22 protein-coding genes are annotated in these 21,665 nt (G+C 54.2%); 13 read left to right on the forward strand and 9 right to left on the reverse strand.

The annotated features are described in order from the left end of the window. Positions 1 to 164 precede the first annotated feature (164 nt). Positions 165 to 2,300, reverse strand: coding sequence for a bifunctional aldolase/short-chain dehydrogenase (locus tag HNV11_RS07755; RefSeq protein ID WP_171739127.1), 2,136 nt, complete (start codon positions 2,298 to 2,300; stop codon positions 165 to 167). A gap of 154 nt (positions 2,301 to 2,454) precedes the next feature. Between HNV11_RS07755 and HNV11_RS07760 the strand changes: the two genes are divergently transcribed. Next, complete coding sequence (locus HNV11_RS07760; protein ID WP_171739128.1) at positions 2,455 to 3,471, forward strand: GntR family transcriptional regulator; 1,017 nt, start codon at positions 2,455 to 2,457, stop codon at positions 3,469 to 3,471. Positions 3,472 to 3,545: 74 nt separating this feature from the next. Here the strand turns inward: HNV11_RS07760 and HNV11_RS07765 are convergent, their stop codons facing one another. The 3 genes from HNV11_RS07765 to HNV11_RS07775 all read right to left on the reverse strand — a co-directional run bounded on the left by HNV11_RS07765 (position 3,546) and on the right by HNV11_RS07775 (position 6,712). Beyond that, positions 3,546 to 4,895 (reverse strand): DEAD/DEAH box helicase, encoded by a 1,350-nt coding sequence (locus tag HNV11_RS07765; RefSeq protein ID WP_240163834.1) that lies wholly within the window; start codon positions 4,893 to 4,895, stop codon positions 3,546 to 3,548. 135 nt (positions 4,896 to 5,030) lie between these two features. Next, on the reverse strand, positions 5,031 to 5,804 hold the full coding sequence (locus tag HNV11_RS07770; RefSeq protein ID WP_171739129.1) for an SDR family NAD(P)-dependent oxidoreductase: 774 nt from the start codon (positions 5,802 to 5,804) through the stop codon (positions 5,031 to 5,033). Positions 5,805 to 5,896: 92 nt separating this feature from the next. After that, entirely contained in the window at positions 5,897 to 6,712 is an 816-nt protein-coding gene (locus HNV11_RS07775) for a phytanoyl-CoA dioxygenase family protein (RefSeq protein WP_171739130.1), read from the reverse strand. Positions 6,713 to 6,938: 226 nt separating this feature from the next. On the opposite strand from HNV11_RS07775, the gene HNV11_RS07780 reads away from it, so the two are divergent. Continuing rightward, a complete protein-coding gene (locus HNV11_RS07780; RefSeq protein WP_240163835.1) occupies positions 6,939 to 8,027 on the forward strand; it encodes a BamA/TamA family outer membrane protein in 1,089 nt (362 codons plus the stop codon). 3 nt (positions 8,028 to 8,030) lie between these two features. Here HNV11_RS07780 and HNV11_RS07785 read toward each other — a convergent pair whose 3' ends face one another. The 3 genes from HNV11_RS07785 to asnS form a co-directional block, all read right to left on the reverse strand. After that, positions 8,031 to 8,702, reverse strand: coding sequence for a phosphatase PAP2-related protein (locus tag HNV11_RS07785; RefSeq protein WP_171739131.1), 672 nt, complete (start codon positions 8,700 to 8,702; stop codon positions 8,031 to 8,033). 61 nt (positions 8,703 to 8,763) lie between these two features. Beyond that, a complete protein-coding gene (gene nuoH, locus HNV11_RS07790; protein WP_171739132.1) occupies positions 8,764 to 9,849 on the reverse strand; it encodes an NADH-quinone oxidoreductase subunit NuoH in 1,086 nt (361 codons plus the stop codon). Between the two features lie 64 nt (positions 9,850 to 9,913). After that, positions 9,914 to 11,353 (reverse strand): asparagine--tRNA ligase, encoded by a 1,440-nt coding sequence (gene asnS, locus HNV11_RS07795; RefSeq protein ID WP_171742103.1) that lies wholly within the window; start codon positions 11,351 to 11,353, stop codon positions 9,914 to 9,916. 322 nt (positions 11,354 to 11,675) lie between these two features. Between asnS and HNV11_RS07800 the strand changes: the two genes are divergently transcribed. The 3 genes from HNV11_RS07800 to gloA2 are packed head-to-tail and all read left to right on the forward strand — an operon-like array spanning position 11,676 to position 12,829. After that, entirely contained in the window at positions 11,676 to 12,182 is a 507-nt protein-coding gene (locus HNV11_RS07800) for a SixA phosphatase family protein (RefSeq protein ID WP_171739133.1), read from the forward strand. Between the two features lie 58 nt (positions 12,183 to 12,240). Next, positions 12,241 to 12,435: a hypothetical protein gene (locus tag HNV11_RS07805; RefSeq protein WP_171739134.1), complete on the forward strand. Its 195-nt coding sequence runs from the start codon at positions 12,241 to 12,243 to the stop codon at positions 12,433 to 12,435. A gap of 4 nt (positions 12,436 to 12,439) precedes the next feature. Then, on the forward strand, positions 12,440 to 12,829 hold the full coding sequence (gene gloA2 / locus HNV11_RS07810; protein ID WP_171739135.1) for an SMU1112c/YaeR family gloxylase I-like metalloprotein: 390 nt from the start codon (positions 12,440 to 12,442) through the stop codon (positions 12,827 to 12,829). A gap of 31 nt (positions 12,830 to 12,860) precedes the next feature. Here the strand turns inward: gloA2 and HNV11_RS07815 are convergent, their stop codons facing one another. Further along, positions 12,861 to 14,063 carry an aminotransferase class V-fold PLP-dependent enzyme gene (locus tag HNV11_RS07815; protein WP_171739136.1) on the reverse strand — a complete coding sequence of 401 codons (1,203 nt, stop codon included), beginning with the start codon at positions 14,061 to 14,063 and terminating at the stop codon, positions 12,861 to 12,863. A 91-nt stretch (positions 14,064 to 14,154) separates the two neighbouring features. Between HNV11_RS07815 and HNV11_RS07820 the strand changes: the two genes are divergently transcribed. Next, a complete protein-coding gene (locus tag HNV11_RS07820) occupies positions 14,155 to 14,685 on the forward strand; it encodes a hypothetical protein (RefSeq protein WP_171739137.1) in 531 nt (176 codons plus the stop codon). A gap of 79 nt (positions 14,686 to 14,764) precedes the next feature. On the opposite strand, the gene xerD is transcribed toward HNV11_RS07820, so the two are convergent. Beyond that, on the reverse strand, positions 14,765 to 15,676 hold the full coding sequence (gene xerD, locus HNV11_RS07825) for a site-specific tyrosine recombinase XerD (protein WP_171742104.1): 912 nt from the start codon (positions 15,674 to 15,676) through the stop codon (positions 14,765 to 14,767). Positions 15,677 to 15,770: 94 nt separating this feature from the next. On the opposite strand from xerD, the gene aroQ reads away from it, so the two are divergent. The 7 genes from aroQ (at position 15,771) to HNV11_RS07860 (ending at position 21,631) form a co-directional block, all read left to right on the forward strand. After that, on the forward strand, positions 15,771 to 16,214 hold the full coding sequence (gene aroQ / locus HNV11_RS07830; RefSeq protein ID WP_171739138.1) for a type II 3-dehydroquinate dehydratase: 444 nt from the start codon (positions 15,771 to 15,773) through the stop codon (positions 16,212 to 16,214). Positions 16,215 to 16,270: 56 nt separating this feature from the next. Continuing rightward, positions 16,271 to 17,287 carry an aminotransferase class V-fold PLP-dependent enzyme gene (locus HNV11_RS07835; protein ID WP_171739139.1) on the forward strand — a complete coding sequence of 339 codons (1,017 nt, stop codon included), beginning with the start codon at positions 16,271 to 16,273 and terminating at the stop codon, positions 17,285 to 17,287. A 56-nt stretch (positions 17,288 to 17,343) separates the two neighbouring features. Further along, positions 17,344 to 17,919: a MarC family protein gene (locus HNV11_RS07840; protein ID WP_171739140.1), complete on the forward strand. Its 576-nt coding sequence runs from the start codon at positions 17,344 to 17,346 to the stop codon at positions 17,917 to 17,919. Positions 17,920 to 17,977: 58 nt separating this feature from the next. Beyond that, positions 17,978 to 18,448 (forward strand): pyrophosphohydrolase domain-containing protein, encoded by a 471-nt coding sequence (locus tag HNV11_RS07845; protein ID WP_171739141.1) that lies wholly within the window; start codon positions 17,978 to 17,980, stop codon positions 18,446 to 18,448. A gap of 79 nt (positions 18,449 to 18,527) precedes the next feature. Then, the gene (pepT, locus tag HNV11_RS07850) at positions 18,528 to 19,790 is read left to right on the forward strand and encodes a peptidase T (protein ID WP_171739142.1); all 1,263 of its coding nucleotides are present in this window, start codon (positions 18,528 to 18,530) and stop codon (positions 19,788 to 19,790) included. Positions 19,791 to 19,897: 107 nt separating this feature from the next. Further along, positions 19,898 to 20,860, forward strand: a complete 963-nt coding sequence (locus tag HNV11_RS07855; RefSeq protein WP_171739143.1) for an MBL fold metallo-hydrolase — start codon at positions 19,898 to 19,900, stop codon at positions 20,858 to 20,860. Positions 20,861 to 20,995: 135 nt separating this feature from the next. After that, positions 20,996 to 21,631, forward strand: a complete 636-nt coding sequence (locus HNV11_RS07860) for a ribonuclease H1 domain-containing protein (protein ID WP_171739144.1) — start codon at positions 20,996 to 20,998, stop codon at positions 21,629 to 21,631. Positions 21,632 to 21,665 lie beyond the last annotated feature (34 nt).

Consider the following 21,665-nt stretch of genomic DNA (forward strand, 5'->3'; position numbering starts at 1 on the left):
TTGTAATTATTCAAATAATTAACTTAGATTTTCTCATAGAGCATCAGGCTAAGTAGATTTGACTACTTAGCCTGATGCCAACCCGGTTCATCGACGAAAAGAGAACTGTGTCGGAAAGAGATTTAAGTGGGAATTTGACAGAGAAAGTTTGCCAGTAAAAACACCTAGCGAACAAAGGCCATGGCTACGCCCCCATCCACGTTGAGCACGTTGCCCGTCGACTTGCTCAACAGACCGTTCACCAGCGCCAGACACGCGTTGGCAATGTCCTCGGGCAGGATGATCTCGTTCAGCAGCGTCCGCTTAGCGTAATAGGCCGGCAGCTCCTCGACCGCTACGCCGTAGGCTTTGGCCCGCCCCTCAGCCCAGGCTCCGGCCCAGATCTTCGAGTCGGAGATGACCGCATCGGGGTTGACTACGTTGACCCGGATGTGGTCCTTGCCCAGCTCGGCGGCATTCAGCCGGCTCAGGTGCAGCTGAGCGGCTTTGGCCGAGCCGTAGCCGGCGTTGTTGGGGCCTGACACCAGAGCGTTCTTGCTGACAATGTTGATCACGTCGCCCCCCAGAGCCTGTTGGCGCATGATGGCAACGCCCTGCTGGGTAACCAGGAACTGGCCTTTGACCAGCACGTCATAGAGCAGGTCCCAGTCTTTCTCGGTATGGTCTTCCAGGGGTTTGGAGATGGACAGCCCGGCGCAGTTGACGACGATGTCGACTCCGCCAAAGGCCACCGCAGCCACCTGGTAGGCTTTCTGAATCGCATCGGCGCTGGTTACGTCCAGTTGGGCCGTCGTATGTGTGTCTTTACCGTATTGCTTCCGAAACTCGTCGTTCGCTGAAGCCAGCCGGTCGGCGTCGTTGTCATTGATGACGACAACGGCCCCTTCGTTGGCAAATTTTTTGGCGATGGCCTTGCCGATGCCCCCGGCGCTGCCGGTGACCAGAGCAATCTTGCCCGAGAGGGGTTTGGGCTTGGGCATGCGCTGGAGCTTGGCTTCTTCCAGCAGCCAGTATTCAATGTCAAACGCTTCCTGGCGCGGCAGCGACGTATATTCCGAGATAGCCTCGGCGCCTTTCATGACGTTGATGGCGTTGGTGTAGAACTCAGCGGCTACGCGGGCGGTCTGCTTGTCCTTGGCGAAGGTGAACATACCCACCCCCGGATAGAGAATCACCACCGGGTTCGGGTCACGTATGGCGGGCGAGTTGGGATGCTTGCAGGTTTCATAGTAAGCCTGATACATGGCCCGGTATTCGTCGAAAGCAGGCATGAGCTTTTCTCTGATGGCAACCGTATCGCTCAGGTCTTCATCCGGGGGCAGGGTCAGAACCATGGGACTGATTTTGGTGCGCAGAAAGTGGTCGGGGCAGCTCGTTCCCATCGGTGCCAGCCGGTCGAGGTCATTCGAGTTAATGAACTCCAGCACCCGCTCGTCGTCGGTAAAGTGGCCAATCATGCGGTTCTGGCTCGAACAGAGTCCGCGCAGGGTAGGGGCCAGCCGGGCCACCTGCTGGTAACGGGAATCCTGATCAATGCTTTGCAGCCGGGCACCCCCAAAGACGGGCCGCTTTTTGCCGAAGTTATCTTCCAGATACTGCGCGCAAATTTCAATGACGTCCAGCGTGTTTACGTAACTTTCGTAAGCTGTTTCGCCCCAGGTAAACAGGCCGTGTGAGCCGAGCATGATCCCGCGCAGGTTTGGGTTCTCGGTAACGCACTGTTCCAGTTTCAGCCCCAGATCGAAGCCGGGCCGCTGCCAGTCGACCCAGCCAACGGTTCCGTTAAACAGCTCTTCGGTGATGCGCTTGCCGTCTTTCGAAGCCGCAATGGCAATGGCCGCGTCGGGGTGGAGGTGGTCGATATGCTTATACGGCAGAAAACCGTGCAGGGGCGTATCGATGGAAGGCGCTTTCGAAGCAAGATCGAAGATTGAATAGTTGAACAGCTCCACCATCTCGTCTTCAAACTCCAGCCCCCGATAAATCTGCTTCAGGCTACGCAGCCGGTTCATATACAGGGCGGCCAGGCCACTGCGCGTCAGCGTACCGATGTCGCCCCCGGACCCTTTGATCCACATGACCTCGGTATCCTGACCGGTAAGGGGGTCTTTAGCGGTGGTTTTACAGGAGGTGTTACCGCCACCGTAATTTGTTAGCCGCAGATCGGCTCCGAGCAGGTTGGAGCGGTAGATCAGCAGCTCGACTTCCCGTTCGGCGGGATTGCTGCTAGCTAGTGAGGCTGCCTTGGCTTCGTCCCAAAGGTAGCTGACGTGCCGGTATTCTTTAATGGCTGATACCATGGTTAAGGGGTTGATAGGAACGTTAAGAATTAGAACTGAATGACTTCTTTGTCTGATTCAGGCTGAAAGTAAGCGGTCGGTAAGTGGACGCTTTCCTATACTGTCCTATTTTATTGACTATTTTGAGTATCTTTTTGTATCCAACTAATAAGTCATGCTGTATAACATCAAGATCAACGACTACTCCAATACGCCCAAGTACCAGCAGATCTTTAACTCAATCGTAGAGGGTATCGAAAATCGGGATATTCTGCCGGGTGCCAAGTTGCCGTCCATTCACGAGGTGTGTGCAGAATTCGACGTGGCGAAGGGAACCGTAGAGCGGGCTTATGAGCTTCTGAAGGAGAAAGAAATTATCGGCGCCGTAAAGGGAAAAGGCTTTTATATCAACTACACCCGAACCGGTAAGAACCTGAAAATATTTCTGCTGTTCAACAAGTTAAGCGCGCACAAAAAGATTATTTACGATTCCTTCGTCGAGGTGCTGGGACCGGGCGTGGCCATTGATTTTTTTATTTATAACAATGACTTTCGGCTATTCCGCGATTTGATTCAACGGCAGACCCGTAACCACACGCACTACGTTATTATCGGTCATTTCTTCGAAGGGGGTGAGAAAGCCGATGAACTGATCAATAGCTTACCCAAGCATAAACTGGTGATTCTGGATAAATTGCTGGAAGGCGTTTCGGGCAAATACGCGGCCGTGTTTCAGAACTTCGAGAAGGATATGTATCAGGCGCTGACGGAGGCCTTGCCGCTGCTCCGGAAATACACCACGCTCAGTATCCTGTTTCCGTCCTATACCTACCACCCCAAGGGTATTCTGAACGGCTTCTATAAATTCTGTTTCGAGTATAATTTCACGGCCCGGGTGATTCAGGATATTCAGCAGGAGGTGATTCAGCCGTACCAGGTGTATATCAATCTGATGGAAGAAGACCTGGTCGAACTGATAAAAAAAATAAAGCAGACAACCTATATCGTCGGCCAGGAAGTGGGCGTCTTGTCCTATAATGAAACGCCCCTGAAAGAGTTTCTGCTGGAAGGGATTACGGTGATGTCCACCGACTTTGCGCAGATGGGCCGGACGGCGGCTCAACTGGTCCTCAGCGAAAGCGTCGAACACGTCGAAAATCCTTTTCGACTTATTGTCCGCAAATCCCTTTGACGTAACGTCAGATAGCAACGAACCCCGCCTGTTTACAGGCGGGGTTCGTTCTTTAATGAGATGTCGGTAACCGGTTAATTATCGCCTGACTTATTGCGGGCAGGTGCGTTTCCAAAGCGCCGATTCGAATGGCCGCTACCAGCACTGGTGTTCCCTTCGCGCCGGAAGGAGCTACTACCCGACCTATCCGGGCGTCCCTGACCACCGCCACTGGTGCGGTTACCGTTCCGAGCCTGACCCTGCCGTTGAGCGGGGGCTGCGGGCGTAACGGCCGCCGTCGCAATGTCGAGCACGTAAGGGTGCTCGTTCACGACCGGAACGTTCTTGCCAATAAGTTTATGAATATCCTTCAGATACGCCGTTTCTTCGGCATCGCAGAATGAGAGCGCAATGCCGTCGTGACCCGCCCGGCCCGTCCGCCCAATGCGGTGAACGTAGGTTTCGGGAATGTTCGGCAGTTCGTAATTAATTACGTGCGACAGCTCATCGACGTCAATACCGCGTGCGGCAATATCAGTTGCCACCAGTACCCGTGTTTCGCGGCTCTTAAAATTCGACAGGGCGCGCTGGCGGGCATTCTGTGATTTGTTACCGTGAATAGCCTCGGCCTGAATACCGGCTTTCAGTAAATCTTTAGCTACTTTGTCAGCGCCGTGTTTGGTGCGGGCAAAGACCAGAGCCGACTTGATTCGATTGTCATTCAAGACGTGAACCAGCAGCTTGCGCTTGTCTTCCTTGCTCACAAAATACATGGCCTGCTGAATGGTGTCCGCCGTTGATGATACGGGCGTAACTTCAACTTTGGCCGGTTTATACAGGATCGTATCGGCGAGTTTGGCCACGTCGGGCGGCATTGTTGCCGAAAAAAACAGCGACTGCCGACGCTCCGGTAGTTTAGCGATAACTTTCTTTACGTCGTGAATAAAGCCCATGTCGAGCATGCGGTCGGCCTCGTCCAGCACAAAAAACTGAACATCGCGCAGGGAAATAAACCCCTGATTCATCAGATCGAGTAGTCGTCCTGGAGTGGCAATGAGCGTATCGACACCCGCTTTGAGCGTGTTGACCTGGGTATGCTGGGAAACACCCCCGAAAATAACCGTGTGGCGCAGGTTCAGGTGGCGACCGTAAGCCCCAAAGCTTTCGGCAATCTGAATGGCTAATTCACGCGTTGGCGTCAGAACCAGCGTCTTAATCCGACGGGGTGCCGTGGGCTGTTTACTGCGATCTTCGTTCAGCAGCTGCAGAATTGGAATTGCAAAGGCGGCCGTTTTACCGGTACCGGTCTGGGCGCAGCCCAGTAAATCCCGGCGGCTTAACAGAATCGGTATGGCTTGTTGCTGAATGGGGGTTGGGTTGGTGTATCCTTCTTCGGCGAGGGCCTTCAGGATAGGGTCAATTAATGATAAATCGGAAAATTGCATGTGTTAGCTGGACGTCGGCAGGCAGTGGAAGAGGTTGTTTGAAGTCCAGCGTCCAACGTCTAAATGGAAGTTATTATCTCTCTAACCGCACAGACGTAAATAAAGTGCCCCGTTCAGGGAATACAGGTTGCGGCACTACTCGTAGATGCTTCCTGCGGCCGTCTCGACAATGCCTTTCGGCATTAGCCAGGCCATCAGCTTACCCACTTTATTCAGCACGCCCGTTACGACTTCAGCCCTGCCCGTCAGCGTCGCTTCGACGGCCTGCCGGGCTACTTCGGCCGGGGTCATGTTAACGCGTTCGGCGGCTTTCCGGGCTTTCTCACCAATCTGCGCCCGAGCGCCAAAGTCAGTATCCGTCGAACCGGGACAGACGCAGGTGACTGATACAGACGAACGTTTTAAATCCTGCCGTAATCCCCGGCTGAAACTAAGCACAAACGCTTTCGTGGCTGCGTACAGGCTCAGCCCCGGCACGGCCTGATAGGCAGCTGAACTGCCAATATTCAGGATATAGGCTTTGGACTGCTGCCGAAGCTGGGGCAGGAACAGATGACATAACTGCACAAGCGCCGTCATGTTGACACGCATCATGTCGGTATGCTGATCGATTGAGTGATTTTCGAACGGCCCACTCAGCCCGTAGCCAGCGTTATTGACCAGCATCTGAATGGCGTATTCATTCTGGTTACACCAGTCGAAAACGCGCCGGGCCGCGTCGGGCTGGGCGAGATCAACGGCCAGGAAACTGGTTTTAACCCCGTAGGTGGTTGCCAGTCGCTGGGCGGCCTGCTGTAATAACGACTCCGACCGGGCTACCAGCAGCAGGTCGAACTTTCGGCGGGCCAGCTCATCGGCAATGGCGAGGCCAATGCCCTTGCTGGCTCCCGTAATGAGGGCACAAGCCATAGAAAGGTAACGGGTTATAAACGAAGAAAGTCGTAGCGTTGTGGCGACCGGTTGGTCAGCCACCACGCTACGACTTTAGAACGCTACGGCGATTAGATATTGACTTTCGAGATAAACCGGTGGTAGAACGGCGTTTTGCTGTTCTCGTGCTTAGGCATGTATTTACCCGTTACGACCGGCACATACATGACCCGACGGCGGCTTGCTTCGCCCATGTACGGGGATTGCTGCGCCCGGTGCCAGAGCCGTCCGTCATGAACCGACAGGTCGCCCGCATTGATGTCGAAGCCAACCTCGTGTTTGTCGGGATCGTTATCCACAAAATACTTCTTGCGGAACAGCATCTTGAAAAGACCCTGCTTGTGCGTACCGGGAATCACGCGCAGGCCGCCGTTTTCGTAAGGCGTTGGGTTGAGGTGGATACCCACGTTGAGCATGGGCATGATCCGCTGGCCGAGGAAGATGTCGCGGGGGCTGTCGGTATGCCAGCCCATCTGCGAAAATTTACTGTTGGGAGTCCGAACGTAGTGGTTAAGAATAAGCCCGTCTTTTTCAATTTCAGCAATACGGCCTTCGTAGGGTTGGAGAAGGTCAACAGCAGCCTGCAGGCGCGGGTCCTGCAGAAACTCATGGAGCGCGGTGCTATGCTGGGAGAGGAAGCACATCCGCTGAATCATGGGGTTACCGGCTTCATCCTGACCGAATTTAAGCGGCACACCGTTGACTTTGTCACGTCCTTCGGCCAGCCATTCTTTTTCAATGCGCTCGACCTCACTAATGAATAGCTTAACAGTTTCAGGATGGATGAAATTACGGAAAACAATGACGCCATGTTTATTAAAAAACTGACGCTGTTCGGGGGTAATCGTTTCGCCCAACGTAAAGGGCGGCAAGTCTAATTTGCTCATATCGGTGGTTTACTTGTCGGGGTTCGCGTTCAGTGCCAGCCGGCAACCACATGCCGTTGCATGGCCCGCAGCCAGGGTGGTTTTATAAGCCCCAAATCTACTAAATTTACAATTTTCGAATTACTTTGCCGCAATTTAATTAATGCGACTTTAATTAACGGTCATTTCTTTCGCTGTGCGTTCACTATGTGATAAACGGTTAATAGTTCTATTAATCAGCGGTTTAGTGCAGTCGTTTTCCCCTCTATGGGCTCAGTCGGATAGTTTGACTATACCTCATCAACTGCTGTCTTCCACGCCCGTCCGGACGCGAAATACTCTTATTTTACCAATTATAGCCCGTTCCATCGAAACCGACTGGTCGCTGGGGCTGGCGGGTTCCTTTACGTTCCGGTTCGATCGGGCCGATACCGTAACGCGTACGTCCAATAACCAGGCTTTGGTCCTGTACTCCCTGCGCCGACAGTTCATCGCGGCCGTCAACGGAACAACTTATCTGCCCGGCGAACGATATATCCTAAACCATCAACTGTCCTTTAGCTACTTTCCCGACAAGTTCTGGGGGCTGGGTAAGGATAGTCCCGAACAGAATGAGGAAGCCTATACGTTCCGGCAGTATTATTTGTATCTGCACCTGCAGCGCAGGCTTCAGGATCGTTTCTTCGCCGGACTAATCTATGAATTTCAGCGGGTGCTGGATGTTGATTACCAGCCGGGTGGTTTGCTCGATCAGCTGGATGTGCCGGGGCGGGACCCGTATCAGGTATCGGGAACGGGGCTTAGCCTGACTTACGACTCGCGTAACAATGCCTTTGCACCGGACCGGGGCGGCTTTCTGCAGATTTACGTTTCGCACTTTACGCCTTTGGTTGGTTCCGACTTTCGTTACACCAACTACGTTGTTGATTTTCGGCGGTTTATCCGGGTCTATCGGCAACAGATTCTGGCTATACAGGCGTATGGGTTCTTTAACTCGGGAGAGGTCCCACTGCGAAGTCTGGCCAGTCTGGGCGGCTCCAACAGCATGCGCGGATTTTATGACGGACGCTACCGGAGCAAAAATCAGGTCGTCGCGCAGGTAGAATACCGCGTGCCGCTGTTCTGGCGAATTGGGGCCGTCGGGTTTATGGGGGTAGGAAACGTAGGCAATTACGTCCGGGAGCTGAATCTGAGGCAGCTAAAATACTCGTATGGCGGTGGCATTCGGGTAGCGCTTAATCGCCGGGAGCGCATCAATCTGCGGATTGATTACGGCTGGGGGCGTGGTCAGGGCACTTCAAACGGCCTGTATTTTCAGCTGGGTGAAGCGTTCTGAAGACTACGGATCAATATTCCGTTCGGCGTCGTTCCAGCCGCTTAGGGCCAGCCGCTTGCCAAGCCAGTAGAGCGGGTAGGTGAAAACGAATGCGCCCAGTACATCGACCGTATAGTGAACGTGCTGAACAAGCAGCAGGCTCCCCACAATCAGCGATCCAATCAACGCCAGCAGCCGGTCCCACCACTGCCGAAAGCACAGAAACATCAGAAAGATGGTGGACGTATGGCCTGAGTAGAATAAATCCTTCGTGATATACGTCTTGCCGTAAAAGGCATTGCTGATAGGGTCAATGAGCGGAATCAGGCCAACGGGCGGGTCGAGTGGTACCAGATTGATACTCAGCATCCGCGACAGACTGACGATGATATAGCTATAGACAAACATCATGAAGACAGCCGGGCTGCGCCGGGCCCGAATAAGCAGCAGCAGCGCCGTCGCCCAGATAATCAGAAAAATAGCCAGAGAAACATCGGTCGGCGGGAGTTGATTCAGGACCCAATCATTTAGCACGGGGCCAGTATGCCGCTCGATCGTCTGAAAGAAAAAGGGGAAGGTCAGCAGTAATCCAAGGATACCCAGCAGGCCAAGGATGAATTTAGTGCGGAAAGCCGGGTGACGCCAGGCCGCCCGCCAGGCCAGATCGCCGGTTGGATCAGGAGTAAGAATCGACATTGAGTACTGGAAAAGGCCGCAAAGCTACAAACTCAAACGGGTAATAACCAGTCTTGTTTGGTTACACCATCAGGAGCCGCCAAACGCCCGATGCCAGCAGCAGCAGCAAGCCTAGGGGAGTCAGCACTTTCCAGCACAAAAACATCATCTGGTCAACCCGGATACGGGGAAACGTCCAGCGTACCCACATTTGCAGCAGAACGGCCAGGAATACTTTCGACAGCAGCCAGAATCCGCCCGTCAGGTTTCCCCAGACTGTACCCGGTGCGCCACTCGTCCAGTCGGCTAAGCGGACGGGGCCGAGGTTGGGCAGGGGAGTATTCCAGCTTCCCAGAAACAGCACCGCGCCCAGAAACGACACGAGCAGCATCATAGCGTACTCGGACAGATACAGCAGCGCGAACCGCATGCCGGAGTATTCGGTATGGAATCCGCCAACGATCTCCGATTCGCCTTCGGGCAAATCAAACGGAGCGCGGTTGCTTTCGGCCAGGGTACAGATAAAGAAGACGACGTAGGCAATGAGCAGAAATGGATTCCGCAGAATGTTCCAGGCGAAGATGCCGCCCCAGCCGGTTACGTCCACCCCCAGTGCTTTGAGGCCAAACAGGTAATTCGTTTCCTGCGCGTAGATGCCCTGCTGAAAGCTGATCGCCTGCAGATTGAGCGTCTGACAGATCATCACGACGCACAGAATAGTCAGTCCAAGCGGAATCTCGTAGGAGATAATCTGGGCAACCGACCGCATGGCTCCAAACAGCGAGTATTTGTTGTTCGATCCCCAGCCAGCCATCAGTATCCCCACTACGTCGAACGACACAATAGCCATCAGGTAGAAGACACCCACGTCTGCGTTAGACCCCTGCAGGTCGGGCGTGAGGGGCAGCACGGCAAAGCCCGCGAATACTGACGCGAAAATGATAGCCGGAGCCAGCAAGAATAGCCGTCGGTCGGCACCAGTGGGCACAATATCCTCTTTCTGAAGGAGTTTCAGCAGGTCGGCGAAGAGCTGCAGCAAGCCCCACTTCCCCGTTTCCATAGGGCCGAGCCGGTCCTGCATGAAAGCCGATACTTTACGCTCGGTGTACACGCCGACTACGACAAAACCGGAGGCAACCGCGAGGAAAATGGGAATGGCGAGGAACATAGCGAATCAGTAAGGGGGATTGCTTGTCCTTAGGCAGTTGGGATCACCTGAGGACAAGCAACAATTAAAACTCGGCCTGTTTTGGCGCGCGCGGGAATGGAATGACGTCGCGGATGTTCCCCATGCCCGTTACGAACAGTACGAGCCGCTCGAAGCCGAGGCCAAAACCCGCGTGTGGGGCCGAACCGAATCGGCGCGTATCCAGATACCACCAGATGGTTTCGGGATCGATACCCACCTCCTGCATCCGGGCCGTCAGCTTGTCGAGGTCGTCTTCACGCTGCGAACCGCCAATGATTTCGCCAATACCGGGGAACAGGACGTCCATCGCCCGAACGGTTTTCCCGTCCTCATCCTGCTTCATATAGAACGCTTTGATCTCGCGCGGATAGTTGGTCAGGATCACCGGCTTTTTGAAATGCTTCTCCACCAAATACCGCTCGTGTTCCGATTGCAAGTCAACGCCCCAGCTTACTTCGTACTGAAACTGGCCTTTCCTGGCGGGCTTCGAATTGACCAGAATGTCGATGGCTTCCGTATAGGTCAGCCTAACGAACTCATTGCTAATCACAAACTGAAGTTTTTCGAGCAAACTCATCTCGCTTTGCTCTTCTTTCTTCTTTGTTTTTTCTTCCTCTTTCAAACGGTTTTCGAGGAAGGCCAGATCGTCGGCACAGTGCTGGAGGGCATAGCGGATAACGGTTTTTACGAAGTCCTCGGCCAGATTCATGTTATCTTCCAGCTCATAGAAGGCCATTTCCGGCTCAATCATCCAGAACTCGGCGAGGTGCCGGGTCGTGTTGGAGTTTTCGGCGCGGAATGTCGGCCCGAACGTATAGATTTTACCCAGCGCCAGCGCGCCCAACTCACCTTCCAACTGGCCTGATACGGTGAGGTTTGTCTCGCGGCCGAAGAAATCCTGGCTGTAGTCAACCTGTCCGTCTTCGGTGAGAGGTGGCCTGGTAGCGTCGAGCGTCGTCACGCGGAACATTTCGCCCGCACCCTCGGCATCAGAAGCCGTAATGATGGGCGTGTTCAGATAATAGAACCCGTTGTCATTAAAATATTTATGCACCGCAAAGGCCAGCGCATGCCGGATACGGAGGATGGCGCTGAACGTATTGGTACGTGGACGCAGGTGGGCAATCTCGCGCAGGAATTCCAGCGAGTGCCGCTTGGGCTGCAGCGGGTATTTATCCGGATCGGCGGGGCCGTAAATCTGAACGTGGGCAATCTTCAACTCAACCGCCTGTCCCGCTCCCTGCGATTCAACCAGCTGACCCGTTGCCGCCAGGCAGGCGCCCGTCGTAATTAGTTTAAGGGTTTCTTCGGGCAGCTGACCGGCTTCGGCCACAATCTGAATATTATTGATCGTTGAGCCGTCGTTGAGGGCAATGAAAACGGCGTTTTTACTCTCGCGCTTGGTGCGAACCCAGCCCTTTACGGTCACATCGGTGCCGATCGGGGCGGTTTTTAATAGCTGCTGAATGGGTAAATAACTCATGCTGAAAAGCGACCGGATGATATTGGCAGCCGCAAAAGTACGGATTGTCACGCGAATCGCCCACTGCCTACGCCCCTGAAGCAAGCTTAAAGCTAGTGAGGCCAAGTGATAACGGACAATTCTTGCCCTAAAACCGCCTGAGGTTCGTTACAGACTACCCGTGCTGATAGTCAGGCAGGCAGTGAACGTTGAGGCTTGTCGGCCAAATAATACAATTCCAGTGTTTAAGTAGCCTTCTGTAGCCACCTAGGCAGTTTTTGAGTTAATGCGTTTATCAATCTCGATGCTATCAGCAACACGAATTATTTTACCTGCTTCATTCATGTCTCGTATCCTTTACATTGTTCGTCATGCCAAAGCCGAGGATCGGGCTATTTTTATGGCCGATCATGACCGCGAGTTAACTTCAGAGGGAATTATAGCAGCCGCCCGTATGGGTCGTTACCTGCGCGATCAGGACGTACGGCCCGATGTCATTATCAGCAGCACGGCATTCAGGGCTAAAGACACGGCCAAGGTGCTGGCCGAGCAGCTTAGCTACGATCCGGCGCAGATCCGGCTCAGCCCCGACCTGTTTGATGGGGGACCAAAGGCCTATATGGCGGCCGTCAATGCGCTGGCCGACGATACCTCGTCGGCAATGATCGTTGGTCATAATCCCGATGTGTCGTATTTTGCCGAATTTCTGACCCACGAGAACGTTGGTTCCATGAGCAAGGGAGCAGTCATCGCTGTCAGTTTTGAGGATCTGACCTGGGCTGAAATTTCGTCCAGAACGGGGAGTATTACGTTCAGGATTGCGCCTAAACAACTGCCCGGCGAGAAATAATTTCGGCTGGAAATCACGGTTTAGACGCTGGCTACTATAAACTGTTAATTGAGGGGGTATGAATCGCAATCGTCGTATTTTTATTGTTGTGTTTATCGCTTTCACGGCCATTGTGGCCCTACTGGCCATTGATATGGGCCGTCGGACAACGGCGCCTTGGAACAAACGCCGGGAAGTCGAGCGTGCTTTGCCGACTGAGGTCGATGGAACGGCCACCGATACCCTGGCGGCCGATACGTTATTAACTCCTTAAATTTATGCTTCAACTTTCCGGCGTTCATCACGTCGCTATCATTTGCTCGAATTACGAAGTTTCCAAACACTTCTATACTCAGATACTGGGCCTGTCTGTCGTTGGAGAAGTTTACCGGGCCGAACGGAATTCCTATAAACTTGATCTGGCTGTGAATGGACAGTATCAGATTGAGCTTTTCTCGTTTCCCAACCCGCCCGCCCGCCCATCGCGCCCGGAGGCCCTGGGGCTGCGCCATCTGGCGTTTGCCGTTGGCGATCTTGATGCGGCCGTTGCCCACCTGAATCAGCAGGGCGTCGTTACCGAGTCGATTCGGGTGGACCAGCAAACGAACCGACGCTTCACCTTTTTTGCTGATCCGGATGATCTGCCGCTGGAACTGTATGAACAATAAGTGGGCTGCCTACGCATAAGCCCCGACTCATTTACGTTCCGATTACGTCTGTCAGCACCCGGACCAGCGCATTAACATCGTCGGAGGTATTGTACAGATGCGGAGCGATACGAAGGGCGCGTCTCCGAGCCGATATGGATACATTGTTCGCCTGCAGGGCCTGCTGAACCGTCATGGGGTCAGCGTGGTCGGGTAGCCACAAACCAACCAGGTGATGACTACGGCCGCGACTGCCATTTTCCGGTTCGACATGGCAGCCGAGGGCTTCCAGCGCGGGCCAGGCCCCAGCCATCAGCTCATTGGTGTAGTCCTGAATGCGTTGTGGCTGCCAGTCCAGCAACTGCATGAGAGCGGCTTCAAGCATGGGCATCTGCAGAAAATGCGTTGCTTCACCGACGTTGTAACGGGCGGCTTTCGGTCGGTACTGGGGCTGGTAATCCATCAGCCGGTGAAACTGATTGCTGTCCAGCCGGTTCATCCAGCTTTCTTCCAGCGGAATACCATCGTCGAAGGCGGGACCGTAATACGCCAGGCCAAGCGAGTAGGGGCCCATCAGCCATTTATATCCCGCGCAGATAACGGCATCCGACCGGATGGCCTGCCAGTCGAAAGGCAGGGCACCCACGGCCTGTGTACCGTCAATGGCGAACCACGCCCCAATTTCCCGCGCCCGCTGGCCAACGGCTTCCAGATCGAACCGGATGCCATACATCCAGTGAACTGGCGGGACAACTACCAGCGCCGTGTCTGGGCCGATGGCGTCCAATAAACGCTCATTCCACTGAGGACCTTTCGGAAAATCGTCGGGCATGGCCACAACGGAAAGGTGTAAACCCAGTTCGGTGCATACCCGATCCCAGGCATATACATCGCTGGGAAATTCGCTTTGAACCAGAACAATATGCTGTCCCGCCCTGATACCGGGTTTGCGGGGCAGGTTTCGAGCAACAACGGCCATGCCATAGGAAACGGACGGAATAACGGCAATTCGGTCCGGGTCTGGGCTATTGATCAGTTCAGAAAACAGCGCCCGCACCCGAACGGCCCCGGTGAAGAAATCGTCCGGTCGCAACCCAAAGGGATTGGCCTGATGGGCGAGGGCCTCATGCCCCGCTTGCTCAACCTTTCGGCTGAAGGGTGAGCGAGTTGCACAGTTCAGATAATGAACGCCTTCCGGCAAGGTAAACTGATCTTTCTGACAGCTTAATGCCGAAGAAACAGGAGACGCAAGCATACTTGAAAAATTTTTTAAAAAATAATCGATAGGTATATTTCGGTACGATATTTGTTTAACTTTATTGAGAAATATAAACAAAAGAGCCGATATGACACCTATGTTAAGCGTTGGTTCCCGAGTTTACCACCCTGTGTTTGGTGATGGCGTCGTCATAAACGTACAGAGAAACAGTTATACCATTCGCTTTTTGCAACAGGGCGTGAAGATACTCAAATTCAACGCGCCCCTGACCATCCTTGAGCCAATAGACGCCGGTATGCAGGCTACCCGGAAAATTGGTTCCGGACAGGCTTCCGCGCCAATCGCTCAGAACCGGAGCTATGTTGGTGAACAGGTAAAGTCGGGCAAAGCTATGGCAGGGCATAAGCCGTATCGCCGATCCGGACGGATAAAAACCTTACTCAATGAGTTGCCAATGGGCGGTTCTTTCTTTACAAACCTGATTTTGATGGATCGCCTGCGTCAGCCACAAACGGGTGCGAGCCTGAAGAATCCGTCCGAAAAGCGAAAAACAGAACGATATATACAAAAAATGTACGGTAGCCTTACGTCGCTCAGGCTGCTCTACACCTACCAGCATTATCAGCTCATCGGTCGCAAAATCGGCTTTGATGCCTGAGAAAGGTCCATGTATTTTGGGTTAGTTAGGTTTGGGGGCTCCCCGCTACGGCTTCAGTAGCGGGGACTTTTTTTGTCCGTTAACCCTTTCGGCTTCGACTCCGGGGATGATACTCCCGCAGGGTCTGCTGCAGATAGTCGCGGTCGAGATGGGTATAGATTTCGGTGGTCGTAATGGATTCGTGGCCGAGCATCTGTTGCACGGCCCGCAGGTCAGCCCCGCCTTCGATGAGGTGAGTCGCGAACGAATGCCGGAAGGTGTGCGGACTGATCGTTTTTTTGATACCGGCCTGAGCCGCTAATTTTTTGATGGTCGTGAAGACTGATATGCGGGAAAGCTGTTTGCCACGCAGGTTCAGAAAAATAGTGTCCTCATCGCCTTTCTGCACATCCAGCTGGCTTCGAACGTGGTCGACGTAAAGCCTGGTATAATGCATGGCATCCTGCCCAATGGGCACGAGTCGGACTTTGTCGCCCTTGCCCAGCACCCGGATAAAGCCCGCGTCGAAATAACAGTTGGTGAGCCTGAGACCGAGCAGTTCGGACACGCGCAGCCCCGAACTATAGAGCACTTCGAGCATGGCCCGGTCGCGGGTGCCGCCGGGCGTGGACAGGTCAATCGCGGCCAGCATGGCTTCAATTTCCGGAAAACTGAGCGTATCGGGTAATTTGCGGCCGAGTTTAGGCGCTTCGAGCAGTTGCGTAGGATCGTGCTGGATCAGGTTTTCAAACAGTAGATACTTGAAGAATGATTTTAGTCCCGATAGCATCCGGGCCTGGCTGTGAGCCGACAGACCCAGGTCGCCCACGTAGCCCAGAAAATTCATTAGTTCCTTCTCCGTCACCTGCGTCGGCTCCAGAGCGGGGTTGGTCAGCAGAATAAACTCGTAGAGTTTCTCGGCATCGTGCAGATACGCTTCCACCGAGTTTTCGGCCAGCGACCGTTCGAGTTTGAGGTAGTTCTTAAAGGCGTTTATATAACTTTGCCACATAGTTGGTAGTCCGGACGGCCACGTCCGGACGTAAAAATCACTCCCGTAACCTCCGGACGTGGCCACCGGGACGCCGTATTCTCCGGCTACTTCCATGAAACAGATCCTGATCATTAACGGCCCTAACCTGAATCTGCTCGGCAAGCGCGAGCCGACCATTTACGGCAATCGCTCCTTTGTCGATTATCTGAAAACCATCGAAGAGCTGTTTCCTGACGTGCAACTTCGCTATTTTCAGTCGAACCACGAAGGCGAATTGCTGGATAAAATTCACGAACTGGGTTTCGACGTAGACGGGATTGTGATCAATGCCGGTGCCTATACCCATACGTCCGTTGCCCTCGCCGACGCCCTGTCGGCTGTAACGGCCCCGGCGGTGGAGGTACATATCAGCAACGTTCACGCCCGCGAGTCGTTCCGGCATCATAGCTTTCTCTCGGCCAAGTGTAAAGGTGTGGTTGTAGGTCTGGGGCTTATGGGTTATGAACTGGCAGTACGGTATCTGCTGAGTCTGGAGGATACGCCAAAGCTGGTGTAGCCGTAGCTATTGCCTTTTGTTCGTACCATTTGATCGCTTCTTAACCCTACAATTCCATGATTACGTTTTATCCCGGCCCGTCAAAGGTGTATCCACAGGTAGCCGATTACGCGGCCGAAGCCGTGCGCTCGGGGATAGTCAGCCTGAATCACCGCAGTCCGGGGTTTATGGAGGTGGTAAAGGAAGCGATTCACCTGCTGCACGAAAAACTCGCTATTCCGGCCGATTATCATATCGCCTTTGTGTCGTCGGCAACGGAGTGCTGGGAGATTGTGGCACAGTCGTTGACGGGCGAAACCTCGCTGCATCCCTATGGGGGGGCCTTCGGTAAAAAATGGGCGGAGTACGCCTACCGGATCAAGCCGCCGTTTAATCTCAGCCAGGCCGATACGCTCTGCATCGTTCAGAACGAAACCTCCAACGGTACCCAGGTGAATCGGGAAGCCCTCGCGCAGTTTCGGCAGGACTTTTCGGGGCTGGTTGCCGTCGATGCCGTTTCATCAATGGCGGGCGTGGAGTTCGACTGGACACTGGCCGATGTCTGGTTTGCTTCCGTGCAAAAATGCTTTGGTCTGCCGGCAGGCTTAGCCATGCTGGTCTATTCGCCCGATGCTCTGAAACGGGCCGAAGCCATTGGCGAGAACGAGCATTACAACAGCCTGCTATTCATTCACGAAAACTTCAGCAAGTATCAGACGCCCTATACGCCCAACGGCCTGGGAATTTATTGCCTGATGCGCGTGCTGCAACAGATCCCACCCATTGCCCGCGTGGCCGAAGTGACCCGAAAGCGGGCGGCTGCCTGGTACGCTTTTTTTGAGCAGACGATGGCGGGTTCACCCTTTAACCTGCTGATCAGCGACCCCGCCGTCCGGTCCGATACGGTAATTGCGGTTGAGGGTTCTGAAGCCGACGTAAAGGCTATGAAAACGGCTGCGCAGCAGGCGGGCATCCTGCTTGGTAACGGCTATGGCGACTGGAAAAATACCACCTTTCGGATCGCCAACTTCCCGGCCATAACCGACGAAGAAATTGAGCAGCTAACCCATTTTCTGCGAACGTATCCGACCTGAACAGGCGCCGGTGTTTTATTTGCTGCTAACTAACTGATTGGAGTTTGTCTGCCCCTATGTTCGACGTCAAAGAAATCGTTTCCGTTACGCTCATTCTGTTTTCCGTGATCGACATTGTTGGTTCACTGCCGGTGATCATTGACCTGCGTAAAAAAGTCGGCAGGATCGAGTCGGAACGGGCAACCCTGGTGTCGGGAGCGCTGATGCTGTCGTTTCTCTTCGTGGGCGAGCGGATTCTGAAGTTGTTCGGCGTTGATGTGGCCTCTTTTGCGGTGGCCGGAGCGCTGATTATCTTCCTGCTCGGCCTGGAGATGATTCTGGGCCGCACGATTTTCAAGCCCGATGAAAGCACGGGTGGCGCTGCGCATATTGTGCCGATTGCCTTTCCCTTAATTGCGGGAGCCGGTACGCTGACGACCATTATCTCACTCCGGGCCGAATATCAGACGGTTAACATCATCGTCGGAATCATCCTGAACCTGATTCTGATCTATATCGTGCTGAAATCGTCGGAATGGCTCGAAACCCGAATCGGGCCGGGCGGACTGGATGTGCTGCGTAAGATCTTCGGCATTATTCTGCTGGCCATCGCCATCAAACTGATAAAAACAAATTTGATTGCTGATTTTTAATTTCTTACAACCGGCTGTCTGACAAGCCTTTTGGTCAGAAAACCGGTTCCAAACGTCTATGACATCACCCGATTCGCTCAATCAGGTTGCGGAGTTTCACCGCACTTTCCACGCACCTATTCTTGATACGCCCCAGATTCCTTCGCCAGCCCGCTGCCAGTTGCGCGTGTCGCTGCTGGCCGAAGAGCTGGACGAATTTCGCGAAGCCATCGCTGCGGGCGATCTGGTTGCCGTTGCCGATGCACTCTGCGATCTGCAGTACGTACTGTCGGGAGCCGTGCTTGAATTTGGCCTGGGCGAGGCTTTCAAGCCGTTGTTCGATGAGGTGCAGCGCTCGAACATGAGCAAAGCCTGCCTGACCGCTGCCGAAGCCGAGGCCACCGTAGCACAGTACCAGGCCAAAGGCGTCCCCTGTCATTACGTCGAATCGGACGGGAAGTTTCTGGTCTACCGCGACGCCGATCACAAGACGCTCAAAAGTATCAACTATTCACCCGCCGATCTGGAAACGATTCTAAACGGTCAATAAATGTTGTCATTGGCGGTCATGCCATAATTATCAAAAGCAATGAATGACCAAATATGACCTTAAATGACATCTAAAGCGTATGGAAAATTACCAGTACACTGCCGTTGAGCGGTTTCTGCGCTACGTGCAGATCGACACCCAGTCCGATCCGCAGTCGAAGGCCAACCCAAGCACAGAAAAGCAGAAAGATCTGAGTCGTTTGCTGGTGCAGGAACTGCACGAAATGGGCGTAACGGATGCCGAACTCGACGAATGGGGTTACGTATATGCCACCCTGCCCGCCAATACTGACAAGGCGAATGTTCCCACCATCTGCTTCTGCTCACACGTCGATACGTCCCCCGACGTAACCGGTGCGGGCGTGAAGCCGCTTATTCACAAAAACTGGGACGGTACCGACATTGAACTGCCCGAACGCCGGGCTGCCGGAGAACCGGCGCAGGTCATCCGCGTAGCTGACCATCCGGACCTGAAAAATCAGGTGGGTAACGATATCATCACCGCCAGCGGAACAACCCTGCTGGGGGCCGACAACAAAGCGGGCGTGGCTGAAATCATGGACGCAGCCCATTACCTGCTGACGCATCCCGACGTAAAGCACGGCCGCATCCGGTTGTTGTTTACCCCCGATGAGGAAGTGGGGCGCGGGACGGAAAAAGTCGATATTCAAAAACTGGGCGCTGATTTTGGCTATACCATCGACGGAGAAGCCCTCGGTACGCTCGAAGACGAAACGTTCTCGGCCGATGCCGTTACGATTACGATCCAAGGCGTCAGCACGCACCCCGGCTTCGCCAAAGGCAAACTCGAAAATGCGCTCAAAATAGCCGCCGACCTGCTGGCATCTTTGCCCAAAGACGCTCTATCGCCCGAAACGACCGAGGACAAAGAAGGGTTTGTGCATCCGACGCGCCTGGAAGGAAACCAGGATCAGGCGGTGGTGGAGTTCATCATCCGCGATTTTACGGAAGCGGGGCTGCACGAAAAGGAAACCTATCTGCATAACCAGCTCAACGACGTGTTGATGGCCTATCCGGGCTCCTCGGCTAAATTTATGGTGAAGCAGCAGTACCGCAATATGAAAGACGTTCTGGATCAGCACCCGGCCGTTGTGGAGAATGCCCTCGAAGCCATTCGGCGGGTTGGGCTATCGGCCGAACGTCGCAGCATCCGGGGCGGCACCGACGGCTCGCGATTATCGTTCATGGGGTTGCCCTGTCCCAACATCTTTGCTGGCGAACACGCGTTTCACTCGCGGCAGGAATGGGTATCGGTGCAGGATATGCAGGCCGCCGTCGACGTCATCGTCCATGTAGCTCAGGTCTGGGAAGAGCGGGCGTAATGGTAGACCTGCAAGGTTTTAAAAACCTTGCAGGTCTGATTGGTCATTTCACTGAACATTCTTCGAAGTGAGCAGGTTAAGCAGGGCAAACCAAACGGGCAACGTCTATGGAAAGTCAACTTGATCTCGATACACCAACCGATACCGGCACGGCATCGCCCTACGACGTTACGAGCGACGTCGCGGGAATGAAAACGCTCTTTGTAAATCTGTTTTTTGTCGGTACGCCCGGAGTCGGAAACCCGTGGGTACTGGTCGACACCGGATTGCCGGGTTATGCCGGTCAGATCAAAAATAAAGCCGAAAGCCTGTTCGGAATGGGCACGAAACCCCAGGCAATCGTTCTGACGCATGGACACTTCGACCATACGGGCACGCTGAAAACATTGCTGAAGGACTGGGACGTACCGGTTTACGCTCACAAGCTCGAACTGCCGTACCTGACGGGTAAGTCGAGCTATCCACCACCCGACCCGGCCATTGGCGGAGGGATGATGGCCTATACGTCGTTTATATTCCCAACCGGCCCCGATAATTTTGGCGACCGCATCCAGGCAATCGCCGACGATAACGTAATTCCTGAACTCCCGGGCTGGCGGGTTATTCACACGCCGGGCCACGCACCGGGTCATATCTCGCTCTTCCGGGATGCCGACCGGACGCTGATTGCGGGCGATGCGTTCGTAACCACCGACCAGAACTCGGCTATTGCCGTAGCGACGCAGCGGGAGGAAGTGCATGGGCCACCGGCTTACTTTACCTGCAACTGGGAGGATGCCCAGCAGTCGGTGAAAAAGCTGGCCTCGCTGAATCCGCGGGCGGCCGGAACGGGCCACGGCGTTTCCATGCATGGGCTTGATCTCGAACTGGGGCTGAACCGGCTGTCGCATCATTTTGATGAACTGTCGATTCCGTCGAAAGGTCGTTACGTAAAACGGCCAGCCGTTACCGATGAGAGCGGGATTGTGGATATGCCGACGCCGACTTCATTTTACGTAGCTCGCGCGCTAAGCATCGGTCTGCTGGTTGGTCTGGCGGCTTATCTGCTCTGGCCCAGCAATGATGACTAGGAAATTTTAAGTTCTAGCGCATAAAAAGACACGGCTACCGTAAAATCGGCCGTGTCTTTTTTATGTCCACTCCGTGAGATTGATAGCGGTTGGGCGATGAGGATTGTACCTTTGCGCCGAAGAAACCTGTTTAGTATGGCTCAGAAAAAGCCAAAGTTTTACGTTGTCTGGCGTGGGCGCGAAACGGGCGTGTTTGACTCATGGGACGAATGCCAGAAGCAAACCGCCGGCTTCGACGGGGCGCTGTTTAAATCGTTCGATACCAAACCGGCTGCGCTGAAAGCGTTCAAGGAAAAACCGCATCTGCACATTGGCACGACGCCAAAGGCGGCTACGCAGGGAAAAGTGCCCGGCCTGGTTGGTTCGCCCATTGAAGACAGCCTGGTTGTTGATGCGGCCTGGAACACCGCCACCGGCGACATGGAATACCAGGGTATCTACCTGGCTACCCGGCAAAAGGTGTTCCTGAAGGGCCCTTACCCCGATGGAACCAACAACATCGGTGAGTTTCTGGCCATTGTTCACGCGCTGGCGCTGCTGCATCAGAAAGGCAGCAACATTCCTATTTATTCCGATTCCAGAACGGCCATCGGCTGGGTAGTGAAGAAAAAGGCGAACACCAAACTCGAAGAAACGCCCCGAAACGCCGAACTCTTCGACCTGATCGACCGCGCCGAAACCTGGCTGCGAACGCATGTCTACGCCAACCCGATCCTGAAGTGGGAAACTAGTGTCTGGGGTGAAAATCCAGCCGATTTTGGTCGGAAATAACCGGGTGTCGCCAGCGTTGTTAATCTAACCCGTT

The organism is Spirosoma taeanense (assembly GCF_013127955.1).
In the GTDB taxonomy this organism is placed as follows: Bacteria; Bacteroidota; Bacteroidia; order Cytophagales; family Spirosomataceae; genus Spirosoma; species Spirosoma taeanense.

Coding starts and splice junctions, on each gene's coding strand:
- HNV11_RS07755 (WP_171739127.1), bottom strand. CDS start 2,300: ATGGTATCAGCCATTAAAGAATACCGGCACGTCAGCTACCTTTGGGAC.
- HNV11_RS07760 (WP_171739128.1), top strand. CDS start 2,455: ATGCTGTATAACATCAAGATCAACGACTACTCCAATACGCCCAAGTAC.
- HNV11_RS07765 (WP_240163834.1), bottom strand. CDS start 4,895: ATGCAATTTTCCGATTTATCATTAATTGACCCTATCCTGAAGGCCCTC.
- HNV11_RS07770 (WP_171739129.1), bottom strand. CDS start 5,804: ATGGCTTGTGCCCTCATTACGGGAGCCAGCAAGGGCATTGGCCTCGCC.
- HNV11_RS07775 (WP_171739130.1), bottom strand. CDS start 6,712: ATGAGCAAATTAGACTTGCCGCCCTTTACGTTGGGCGAAACGATTACC.
- HNV11_RS07785 (WP_171739131.1), bottom strand. CDS start 8,702: ATGTCGATTCTTACTCCTGATCCAACCGGCGATCTGGCCTGGCGGGCG.
- nuoH (WP_171739132.1), bottom strand. CDS start 9,849: ATGTTCCTCGCCATTCCCATTTTCCTCGCGGTTGCCTCCGGTTTTGTC.
- asnS (WP_171742103.1), bottom strand. CDS start 11,353: ATGAGTTATTTACCCATTCAGCAGCTATTAAAAACCGCCCCGATCGGC.
- HNV11_RS07800 (WP_171739133.1), top strand. CDS start 11,676: ATGTCTCGTATCCTTTACATTGTTCGTCATGCCAAAGCCGAGGATCGG.
- HNV11_RS07805 (WP_171739134.1), top strand. CDS start 12,241: ATGAATCGCAATCGTCGTATTTTTATTGTTGTGTTTATCGCTTTCACG.
- gloA2 (WP_171739135.1), top strand. CDS start 12,440: ATGCTTCAACTTTCCGGCGTTCATCACGTCGCTATCATTTGCTCGAAT.
- HNV11_RS07815 (WP_171739136.1), bottom strand. CDS start 14,063: ATGCTTGCGTCTCCTGTTTCTTCGGCATTAAGCTGTCAGAAAGATCAG.
- HNV11_RS07820 (WP_171739137.1), top strand. CDS start 14,155: ATGACACCTATGTTAAGCGTTGGTTCCCGAGTTTACCACCCTGTGTTT.
- xerD (WP_171742104.1), bottom strand. CDS start 15,676: ATGTGGCAAAGTTATATAAACGCCTTTAAGAACTACCTCAAACTCGAA.
- aroQ (WP_171739138.1), top strand. CDS start 15,771: ATGAAACAGATCCTGATCATTAACGGCCCTAACCTGAATCTGCTCGGC.
- HNV11_RS07835 (WP_171739139.1), top strand. CDS start 16,271: ATGATTACGTTTTATCCCGGCCCGTCAAAGGTGTATCCACAGGTAGCC.
- HNV11_RS07840 (WP_171739140.1), top strand. CDS start 17,344: ATGTTCGACGTCAAAGAAATCGTTTCCGTTACGCTCATTCTGTTTTCC.
- HNV11_RS07845 (WP_171739141.1), top strand. CDS start 17,978: ATGACATCACCCGATTCGCTCAATCAGGTTGCGGAGTTTCACCGCACT.
- pepT (WP_171739142.1), top strand. CDS start 18,528: ATGGAAAATTACCAGTACACTGCCGTTGAGCGGTTTCTGCGCTACGTG.
- HNV11_RS07855 (WP_171739143.1), top strand. CDS start 19,898: ATGGAAAGTCAACTTGATCTCGATACACCAACCGATACCGGCACGGCA.
- HNV11_RS07860 (WP_171739144.1), top strand. CDS start 20,996: ATGGCTCAGAAAAAGCCAAAGTTTTACGTTGTCTGGCGTGGGCGCGAA.